Annotated in this window: 10 protein-coding genes; 1 reads left to right on the top strand and 9 read right to left on the bottom strand. The window is 69.2% G+C overall.

Translation table 11 applies throughout. From position 1 onward, the window contains the following. The 8 genes from Q1V87_RS04130 to tilS all read right to left on the bottom strand — a co-directional run. A partial coding sequence (locus tag Q1V87_RS04130; RefSeq protein WP_300590962.1) for a DUF3180 domain-containing protein occupies nt 1-381 on the bottom strand: 381 nt, incomplete at its 3' end. Beyond that, on the bottom strand, nt 378-911 hold the full coding sequence (folK, locus tag Q1V87_RS04125; RefSeq protein WP_300590961.1) for a 2-amino-4-hydroxy-6-hydroxymethyldihydropteridine diphosphokinase: 534 nt from the start codon (nt 909-911) through the stop codon (nt 378-380). The genes folK and Q1V87_RS04130, both read right to left, overlap by 4 nt. Then, nucleotides 908-1,288 carry a dihydroneopterin aldolase gene (folB, locus tag Q1V87_RS04120; protein ID WP_300590960.1) on the bottom strand — a complete coding sequence of 127 codons (381 nt, stop codon included), beginning with the start codon at nt 1,286-1,288 and terminating at the stop codon, nt 908-910. Before folB ends, folK begins: the two co-directional genes overlap by 4 nt. Continuing rightward, complete coding sequence (gene folP / locus Q1V87_RS04115) at nt 1,272-2,177, bottom strand: dihydropteroate synthase (protein WP_300590959.1); 906 nt, start codon at nt 2,175-2,177, stop codon at nt 1,272-1,274. The genes folB and folP overlap by 17 nt, the downstream gene beginning before the upstream one ends. Before the next feature lies 1 nt (nt 2,178). Continuing rightward, a complete protein-coding gene (folE, locus tag Q1V87_RS04110; RefSeq protein WP_300590958.1) occupies nt 2,179-2,763 on the bottom strand; it encodes a GTP cyclohydrolase I in 585 nt (194 codons plus the stop codon). A gap of 9 nt (nt 2,764-2,772) precedes the next feature. Further along, nucleotides 2,773-4,779 (bottom strand): ATP-dependent zinc metalloprotease FtsH, encoded by a 2,007-nt coding sequence (gene ftsH, locus Q1V87_RS04105; protein WP_300590957.1) that lies wholly within the window; start codon nt 4,777-4,779, stop codon nt 2,773-2,775. Nucleotides 4,780-4,927: 148 nt separating this feature from the next. Continuing rightward, nucleotides 4,928-5,479 carry a hypoxanthine phosphoribosyltransferase gene (hpt, locus tag Q1V87_RS04100; RefSeq protein WP_300590955.1) on the bottom strand — a complete coding sequence of 184 codons (552 nt, stop codon included), beginning with the start codon at nt 5,477-5,479 and terminating at the stop codon, nt 4,928-4,930. A gap of 22 nt (nt 5,480-5,501) precedes the next feature. After that, nucleotides 5,502-6,497: a tRNA lysidine(34) synthetase TilS gene (tilS, locus tag Q1V87_RS04095; RefSeq protein WP_300590954.1), complete on the bottom strand. Its 996-nt coding sequence runs from the start codon at nt 6,495-6,497 to the stop codon at nt 5,502-5,504. Nucleotides 6,498-6,689: 192 nt separating this feature from the next. On the opposite strand from tilS, the gene ppa reads away from it, so the two are divergent. Next, nucleotides 6,690-7,223 carry an inorganic diphosphatase gene (ppa, locus tag Q1V87_RS04090; protein ID WP_300590953.1) on the top strand — a complete coding sequence of 178 codons (534 nt, stop codon included), beginning with the start codon at nt 6,690-6,692 and terminating at the stop codon, nt 7,221-7,223. Between the two features lie 94 nt (nt 7,224-7,317). Here the strand turns inward: ppa and Q1V87_RS04085 are convergent. Continuing rightward, nucleotides 7,318-8,567 (bottom strand): M23 family metallopeptidase (locus tag Q1V87_RS04085; protein ID WP_300590952.1); only part of this gene is annotated, 1,250 nt, incomplete at its 5' end.

Raw genomic sequence — 8,567 nt, 5'->3', positions numbered from 1 at the left:
AAGCCCGGCGACGAGCGTTGCCAACTGGGTCGCCATCGAGCCTAACGGCGGGACCACGGGTCGGGTCAGGAGGAAAACCACCAATCCTCCCGAGAACCCGACGGATGCTGCGCCGAGCAGGCTCGACGCCTTCGCGAGCATGGCGATGCGCACGGCCCGGAACGGGTTGATCGGCGCGCGGGTGTGCCCCCGGGATGCTCGCCACACCGGGATCGCGAGAGCGACCACGATGGCCCCGAGCGCGACGAGCAGAACGGGCAGCGTGATCAGCGGCGTGAACGTCGCGCGTCCCGTCGCGGTGAGCAGCTGGTTCACGAGGAAGCCGCCTGCCACCGCAATGGCGGCGGTCGCGATCAGGATGCCAGCGCCGGTGCGTTTCACGAGGCATCCCCGAGGCGCTCGAGGAGGTCGGCGACGCTCCCGGCGCCGACGAGGGAGGCATCCGGGTCGATGCTCAGCCACGGCGCGAGCACGAAGTCGCGTTCGGCTGCACGGGGGTGGGGAAGCGTCAGCGTCGGGGTGTCGCAGATGAGGTCACCGTAGGCGATGAGATCCAGATCCAGGGTGCGATCGCCCCAGCGTTCACGCCGCACGCGTCCGTGCTGGTCCTCAATGGCGTGCAGGTAGCTCAGCAGCACGGTAGGCGCGAGGCGCGTCGTGACGATGGCCACGGCGTTCAGGTAGCCGGGTGCGTCCGGATCGGGGCCGTCGAGGGTGACCGCGACCGACTCCATTGGTTCCGACATCCGCACCGCCGACACCAGCGGCAGGTGCCCGAGCGCGGCGGCAGCAGCAGCCAGCGTCTCGCGCCGATCGCCGAGGTTCGCCCCGAGCGCGACGACCGCGTCCACGGCGGGAGCGGCATCCGCATGGGCGTTCCCGTCGACGCCTTCGGCCAGTCGGCGGCTCACGCTCGGGCCTCCGCATTCCGGCGCGTGATCGTGACGGAGACATCCGTGAACTGCTGCTGGATGGGAGCCTGCGGCTTGTGCACCGTGACCCGCACCGCGAGAACACCGGGGAAGGCGAGCACGCGATCCGCGATCCGCTCGGCAAGCGTCTCGATGAGATTCACCGGGTCGCCGGCGACGATGTCCGCGACGGCGTCGGCGACCTCGCCGTAGTGGACGGTGTCGGCGACATCGTCGGTCTGGGCGGCGCGCTCGGCACGGACGCTGAGGGCGAGGTCGATGACGAAGTCCTGACCGTTCTCGCGCTCATGATCGAAGACGCCGTGGTGGCCGAAGACGCGAAGCCCCTCGAGCCGGATCTCATCGAGCTGCGGCATCCGAACCTCCCCACAGCTCCGCGATCTGCAGGGCGTCGCGCGTGCCGGCGACGTCGTGGACCCGCACGCCCCACACCCCGGCGCGCGCGGCAAGAGCACTGGTGATGGCCGTCGCGCCATCGCGCCGAGCTTCGGTAACCGTGCCGATCGTGTCGCCTGACGAGTCTTCGCCGCCAGCGCGGGTAGCCGCGGCTCCCGTGCGCTCGGCAAAGCGGCGTTCGGCGTCAACGGATGCCTCGGCCAGCGCTTCAGCGAGAAATCGCTTGCGACTCGTGCCCAGCAGCACCCGCTGTCCTGCCGCGACGAGCTCTGGCAGGGCGCGCAGGACCTCCCAGTTCTGCTCGGGGCGCTTGCCGAAGCCGATGCCGGGGTCGACGATGATCCGGTCGGGAGCGATGCCCGCCGCGCGGGCCGCAGCAACCCGCTCGGCAAGCTCGGCTGCCACCTCGGCGGCGACGTCGGCGTACTGCGCCGGCGCATACATCTCCCGGGAGGGCCCACGCCAGTGGCCGAGGATGATCTCGGCGTCAGTCTCGGCGACGGCGGGCAACATCGCGGCATCCGCGAGTCCCCCTGACACGTCGTTGACGATCCGCGCGCCCGAGTCGACAGCGGCAAGCGCCGTCGACGCGTTCATCGTGTCGATGCTGATCCAGGCACCGCGCTGGGCGAGGGCACGGATGACGGGCACGACCCTGTCGCGTTCGATCGAGGGGTCCACCCGCTCGGCACCGGGGCGGGTCGACTCGCCGCCGACGTCGAGGATGTCGGCACCGGCAGCCCAGAGCGCGAGGCCGTGCGAGATCGCGGCTCCCGTGTCGAGGTAGCGGCCGCCATCGCTGAACGAATCGGTCGTGACGTTTACGACCCCCATGACCAGCGTCGACATGTCAGCTCGCCCCGATGAGCGCGATCAGTTCGGCGCGAGCAACTGGCTCCTCGTAAGCCCCGCGAGCCGCGATCGTGACGGTGGATGCGTCGGTCTGGCGGCCCCCGCGCATCGTGACGCACTCGTGGGTGGCATCCAACACGACGAGCACACCGCGAGCATCGAGCGCTTCCGAGATCGTGTCCGCGATCTGTTCGGCAAGGCGCTCCTGCACCTGCGGCCGCGCAGCGAGCACATCCACGACCTTGGGCAGCGCACCGAGCCCCACGACCTTCTCCCCCGGGAGGTAGGCGATGTGGGCGTGACCGCGAAACGGCAACAGGTGGTGCTCACAGACCGAGCGGAACAGGATGTCGCGCACCATGACCGCTCCCGAGGGCAGCGTTTCGGGCGCCGGACCTCGCGAGATCGAGATCGTGTGCGCCAGGGGCGCAGCGGGGTCCTCGCCGATACCGGCGAAGAACTCCGAGTAGGCATCCGCCACCCGCTCCGGGGTCAGCTTGAGACCGGGACGGTCGGGGTCCTCCCCGATCGCCCCGAGCAGTTCGCGCACCAGTGCGGCGACGCGTTCACGGTCAACGGCCACCAGGCGAGCCTACGCGGTCGCGGGACGCGCCTGTCCGGTCGGCCGGCGTCGCGGCGCCTTCTCGGCAGGGCCGGAGTCGGCCTCGGTCGATGCGGCGACGCTGGACGGCGCGGGACGACGCGGGACCTCCACGGGCGGGAGCACCGACACGGGACGCTGCTCGCTCGAGAGCCACTGCGGGCGCTCGGGCAGCTTCTTCACGTCCTTGAAGATCTCCTCGATCTCGAGGTGGTCGAGCGTCTCCTTCTCGAGCAGTTCGAGGGCGAGCTTGTCGAGGATCTCGCGGTTGTCGTTGATCACCTGGTAGGCCTCGTTGTGAGCCTGCTCGATGAGGGCGCGCACCTCGGCATCCACCCGCTCGGCGATCCGTTCGGAGTAGTCGCGACCGTGACCCATGTCACGACCCATGAAGACCTCGCCGGAGCTCTGGCCCAGCTTGACCGGACCGACATCCGTGGTCATGCCGTACTCCGTGACCATCTTGCGGGCGATGTTCGTCGCCTTCTCGATGTCGTTGGAGGCGCCGGTCGTCGGGTCGTGGAACACGATCTCTTCGGCGACACGGCCGCCCATGGCGTAGGTCAGCTGGTCCTGCAGCTCGTTGCGGGTCACGGAGTACTTGTCGTCAAGCGGCATGACCATCGTGTAGCCGAGGGCTCGCCCGCGCGGCAGGATCGTGATCTTGGTGACGGGGTCGGTGTAGTTCATCGCCGCCGCCGCGAGCGCGTGACCGCCCTCGTGGTAGGCCGTGATGAGCTTCTCCTTGTCTTTCATGACGCGCGTGCGGCGTTGCGGGCCGGCCAGTACGCGGTCGATCGCCTCGTCCAGCGCACGGTTGTCGATCAGCTGCGCGTTGGAGCGGGCGGTCAGCAGCGCCGCTTCGTTAAGAACGTTCGCGAGGTCGGCGCCGGTGAAGCCGGGCGTCTTGCGGGCGACGACTTCGAGGTCGACGCCGTCGGCGAGCGGCTTTCCGCGGCCGTGCACCTCGAGAATGCGCTTGCGTCCCTGCAGGTCCGGCGCGTCCACACCGATCTGGCGGTCGAAGCGTCCAGGGCGCAGCAGCGCGGGGTCGAGGATGTCGGGACGGTTGGTCGCGGCGATGACGATGACGTTGGCCTTGGGGTCGAAGCCGTCCATCTCGACGAGCATCTGGTTCAGCGTCTGCTCGCGCTCGTCGTGACCGCCGCCCATGCCGGCTCCGCGGTGACGGCCGACCGCGTCGATCTCGTCGATGAAGATGATGGCGGGGGCGTTCTCTTTGGCCTGGTTGAACAGGTCGCGGACGCGGCTCGCGCCGACGCCGACGAACATCTCGACGAAGTCCGAGCCCGAGATGGAGTAGAACGGCACGCCGGCCTCGCCGGCCACCGCACGGGCCAGCAGTGTCTTGCCGGTTCCGGGAGGGCCGTACAGCAGCACGCCCTTGGGGATGCGGGCGCCGACGGCTTGGAACTTGGCCGGCTCCTTGAGGAAGTCCTTGATCTCCTGCAGCTCTTCGATCGCCTCGTCGGATCCGGCGACGTCCTCGAAGGTGACGGTCGGGGTCTCCTTGGTCACGAGCTTGGCGCGCGAGCGACGGAACTGCATGACCTTGCTGCCGCCGCCCTGCGCCGACGAGAGCAGGAACCAGAACAGCACACCGAGCAGCAGGATCGGCAAGAACAGGGAGAGGAACCCGTCGAACCACGTGGCCCGCGGGACGACGTCGTTGTAGCCGTCGACGGGGTTGGCGGCGTCGATCGCGTTGACGACCTCCTCGGCGCGAGCGGTCACGTAGTAGAACTGCACGTCGGTCGCGCCCTCGTAGGGCTCCGAGAGCGTCATGTCGACACGCTGATCACCGTCGGTGTTCACGACCTCCGTCACGGTGTTTCCTGCCAGCAGGTCGAGTCCCTGCTGGGTCGTGATCTGCTTCGCGCCACCGAGGCTCGAGATGAGCGTGAATCCGATGATGAGGAACACCGCGATGAGCGCGACGTACAGCAGCGGGTTGCGAGTGAGCTTCTTGAAATCCATGGTTCGGGGTGAACCCGGTCCCTCCGTCGATCAGGCGCCGCGCCGCGCGGGAACGCGGGAACGGTGGACTCAGGGTATCGCGGGCTTGCTATGCCACGACTGAGCATTCGCCCACGGCGTACCGGGAACAGACCGCGCGAAGGGCCCGTCAGCTGTAGACGTGAGGGGCGAGGATTGCGACGTCGCGGAGGTTTCGGTACTTCTCCGCATAATCGAGACCGTAGCCGACGACGAACTCGTTCGGGATGTCGAATCCGATGTAGCGGCAGTCCACCTCGACCTTCGCGGCATCCGGTTTGCGCAGCAGCGCGAAGACCTCGACGGATGCCGCGCCGCGCGACGCGAAGTTCGTCAGCAGCCAGCTGAGCGTGAGGCCCGAGTCGATGATGTCTTCGACGATCAGGACGTGCTTGCCGTGCAGGTCGGTGTCGAGGTCCTTACGGATCTGCACGACACCGCTCGATCGCGTGCCGGTGCCGTAGGACGAGACCGCCATCCAGTCCATCGTCATGTGCGACGGCAGCGCGCGAGCGAAGTCGGCCATGACCATGACGGCGCCCTTGAGAACGCCGACGAGCAGGAGTTCCTTGCCCGCGTAGTCCGCCGTGACCTGCGCGGCGATCTCCTCGAGTTTGGCCTGGATCTGCTCCTCCGTGACCAGAACGCGGGTGATGTCGGACTGGACCTCCTCGGCACGCATGCCTCCGAGTGTACGGGGACGGTCAGCGGGCGGTGAACTCGATCCGTCCACTGACACGGGCCGCGCGGCATCCGGGCAGATCGATCGGTCCCTGCCCGCGCCAGCCGGTCACGAGGCGTGCGACATCGAGGGTCTGCGAACGCGTGAGGCTCTGGCCGAACTCGGCGGCGACGACATGACGGATGAGGCGATGCCGCAGCGCCGCGGGGTTGGCGGCCAGCGCGCCGACCGACAGCGAGATCCCCGCCTCGGCGTGCTCGACGACGTCTTCGATGATCTCGTCGATCATCTCCGCGAACGCCTCGGCGTCCTCGCGCAGCTGGCTCGCCGTGCGCGCGAGCGCCTCCGCAACCCCCGGTCCGAGCTCCCGTTCGAGCACGGGAAGCACCCGCTCGCGCACCCGCACGCGCGCGTAGCGGGGGTCGGTGTTGTGGGGGTCGGCCCAGGGTGCGAGGCGCTCCGCCGCGCACGCGGCCTGAGTTGTCGTGCGCCGCACCTCGAGGAGGGGACGCAGGATGACACATCCGTCGTCCCGTTCGCTGACGGGCGCCATGCCCTGCAGGCTCGCCGTCCCGGACCCGCGGGCAAGGCCCAGCAGCACCGTCTCGGCCTGATCGTCGAGAGTGTGGGCGACGAGGATCGCGGCTGCGCCGGCCTCTCGGGCGACGGCATCGAGGGCACCGTATCGCGCGTCACGAGCCGCAGCCTCAGGTCCTGCGCCGTCACGCACGACGACGCGCACGACGCGGGCGGGGAGGCCGAGCGCCTCGGCTGTCGCCGCGGCGCGGGCCGCGACCTCTGCCGACCCGTCTTGGAGGCCGTGATCGACGGTGACGGCGACGCCGATAATCTCGCGCTTGGGCGCCTCAAAGGCCGTTGCCGCCGCGAGGGCCAGGGAATCCGGTCCACCCGACAGGGCCACGATCACCGTCGAGCCCTCGGGGAGGCCCGCGAGGGCGCGCCGCACCGCCCGCCGCACCTCTGCGACGGCCGGATCCAGACCCGGTCGAACGTCCACGCCGCAACGCTACCGGGCCGCCCGCGTCTGCTCACCCGTCACTTTCCGTCTCCCCCGACATCGGCGCGGCCGGGCACCCCGCCGAACCGGTCTGGCGAGGGGAGTCGGCTCCGTCGCGACAGGCGTGGGAGCGCGGAATCCGGCGCACTAGGCTGGTCGCGGCACCCCGTCACCGACAAAGGAGCACACAGTATGGGCGCGTACGACGCCGTCATCGAGATCCCCCGCGGCAGCCGCGTGAAGTACGAAGTCGACCACGGCACCGGACGGGTCTTCCTCGACCGCATCCTGTACACCGTCTTCGGCTACCCGGCCAACTACGGCTTCTTCGAGAACACCCTCGGCGAGGACGGCGACCCGCTCGACGTGCTCATCCTCCTCGACCGGGACCTCTACCCCGGCATCCTGGCGAAGGTCCGCCCCGTGGGCGTCCTCAAGATGAGCGACGAGGCCGGCGGTGACGACAAGGTCGTCGCGGTCCTCGCGAAGGACCCGCGCTGGGACCACATCCAGGACGTCGCCGACATCCCCGACTACACGAAGAAGGAGATCGCTCACTTCTTCGAGCACTACAAGGACCTCGAGCCCGGCAAGTGGGTCAAGGTCGATGACTGGGCCGATGCCGCCGAGGCGGAGCGCCTGATCGCCGAGGCCGTCGAGCGCTTCGACGAGCACGAGGGCGAAACCCGCACGCAGGGTGAGGGCGAAGCGCCCAACACGCTCTGACACCCGCGCCCCTTTTCACGGAAGCCGCGGTATCCGAGACGGATGCCGCGGCTTCCGTTGTTCTCGACCGGCGTGACGCGCGTGAGCGGCCGGATCAGAAGTACACGCCGCGGGCGGCCATGAACCCGGACGGGTTGACGGCGGCGCCGTTGACGTAGGTCTCGAAGTGCAGGTGGCAGCCGAAGGAGTTGCCGGTGTTGCCGACGCTCGCGATGACCTGACCGGCCGACACCTGCTGACCGTAGCCGACGAAGATGCCGCCCTGGCGGATGTGGGCGTAGCCGGTGCCGATGCCGCCGCCGTGGTCGATCTTGATGTAGTAGCCGTAGCCGCCGTTGTATCCCGCGTAGACGACGCGACCGGATCCGGCAGCGTAGATCGCGGCGGAGCATCCGGGGGCGAAGTCATAGCCGTAGTGCCAGCTCGAGGAGCAGTAGTTCGCGTTACAGACACTCGAACGGGGGCCATAGCCCGAGGAGACGTACCCGGAGGACGGGCGCGCCCATCCGCCACCCGTGACGGCGCCGCCGTTGCCGCCCCCCGCGGCTGCCTGCTCGCGCGCGATGCGCTCCGCTTCTTCACGCGCCTTGCGCTCTGCCTCTTCGCGCGCCTTGCGTGCCGCCTCCACGCCCGCCTGGTAACCGGCGACCGTCTTCGCGGTTTCGTCCTTCAGCGCAGACAGCTGAGCCTCGAGCTCGCCGAGGTGCGCGGTCTGATTGTCGAGTGCGACCTGTGCAGCTGCGGCGGCTTCTTGCGCTGCCACCATCTTCTGCTCGGCCTCCTGCTGCAGGCGGTCGCGCTCGTTGCGAGCCTGCACAGCCTGGTCGCTGAGGCTCTGCGCGGAATCCCGCGCCGTGACAGCCTCGGCATAGACCGTCTGGTTCCGCTCCAGGAGCTTGTCCATCGTTCCGAGCCGCGCCAGCAGCTCATCGGCGCCGACCGCCGAACCGGAGAAGAACAACTGCATCGCGGTGTCATCGCCGCCGTCGCGGTAGAGCTGCGCGGCGATGCGTCCCGCCTTCTGCGCGGCCTCATCGGCGGCAGCGGCCTGCGCGTCCGCCTGGGCCTGCAGGTCGTCGGCACGTTTGGCGGCGTCGAAGAAGGCCTGCTGGGCGACGTAGAACTCATCGGACAGCCGCTGGGCCTCGGCCTGGGTGCGCTCGACTTCGGCCGTGAGGTTCTGAATGAGCCCCTCGATGCGGGTGACTTCACGCGCCTTGGCGGCTTCGTTCGCCTTCGCGTTCTGCACGTCATCCCAGCTCGGATACGACTCTGCGAAGGCAGGTGCGAGGCTGAAGGCCGAGGCGCCGCCAAACAGCAGGAGCCCGCCCGTGATTCCGATGC

The sequence above is a fragment of the Microbacterium sp. genome (assembly GCF_030149085.1).
Lineage (GTDB): Bacteria > Actinomycetota > Actinomycetes > Actinomycetales > Microbacteriaceae > Microbacterium.
The sequence above is the reverse complement of the archived record's forward strand: the minus strand, read 5'-3'. Positions and strand labels throughout refer to the sequence as shown.

Excerpts from the sequence above, each read along its gene's own strand:
- ppa (WP_300590953.1), top strand. The coding sequence starts at position 6,690 with ATGGGCGCGTACGACGCCGTCATCGAGATCCCCCGCGGCAGCCGCGTG.
- folP (WP_300590959.1), bottom strand. The coding sequence starts at position 2,177 with ATGTCGACGCTGGTCATGGGGGTCGTAAACGTCACGACCGATTCGTTC.
- hpt (WP_300590955.1), bottom strand. The coding sequence starts at position 5,479 with ATGCGTGCCGAGGAGGTCCAGTCCGACATCACCCGCGTTCTGGTCACG.
- folB (WP_300590960.1), bottom strand. The coding sequence starts at position 1,288 with ATGCCGCAGCTCGATGAGATCCGGCTCGAGGGGCTTCGCGTCTTCGGC.
- ftsH (WP_300590957.1), bottom strand. The coding sequence starts at position 4,779 with ATGGATTTCAAGAAGCTCACTCGCAACCCGCTGCTGTACGTCGCGCTC.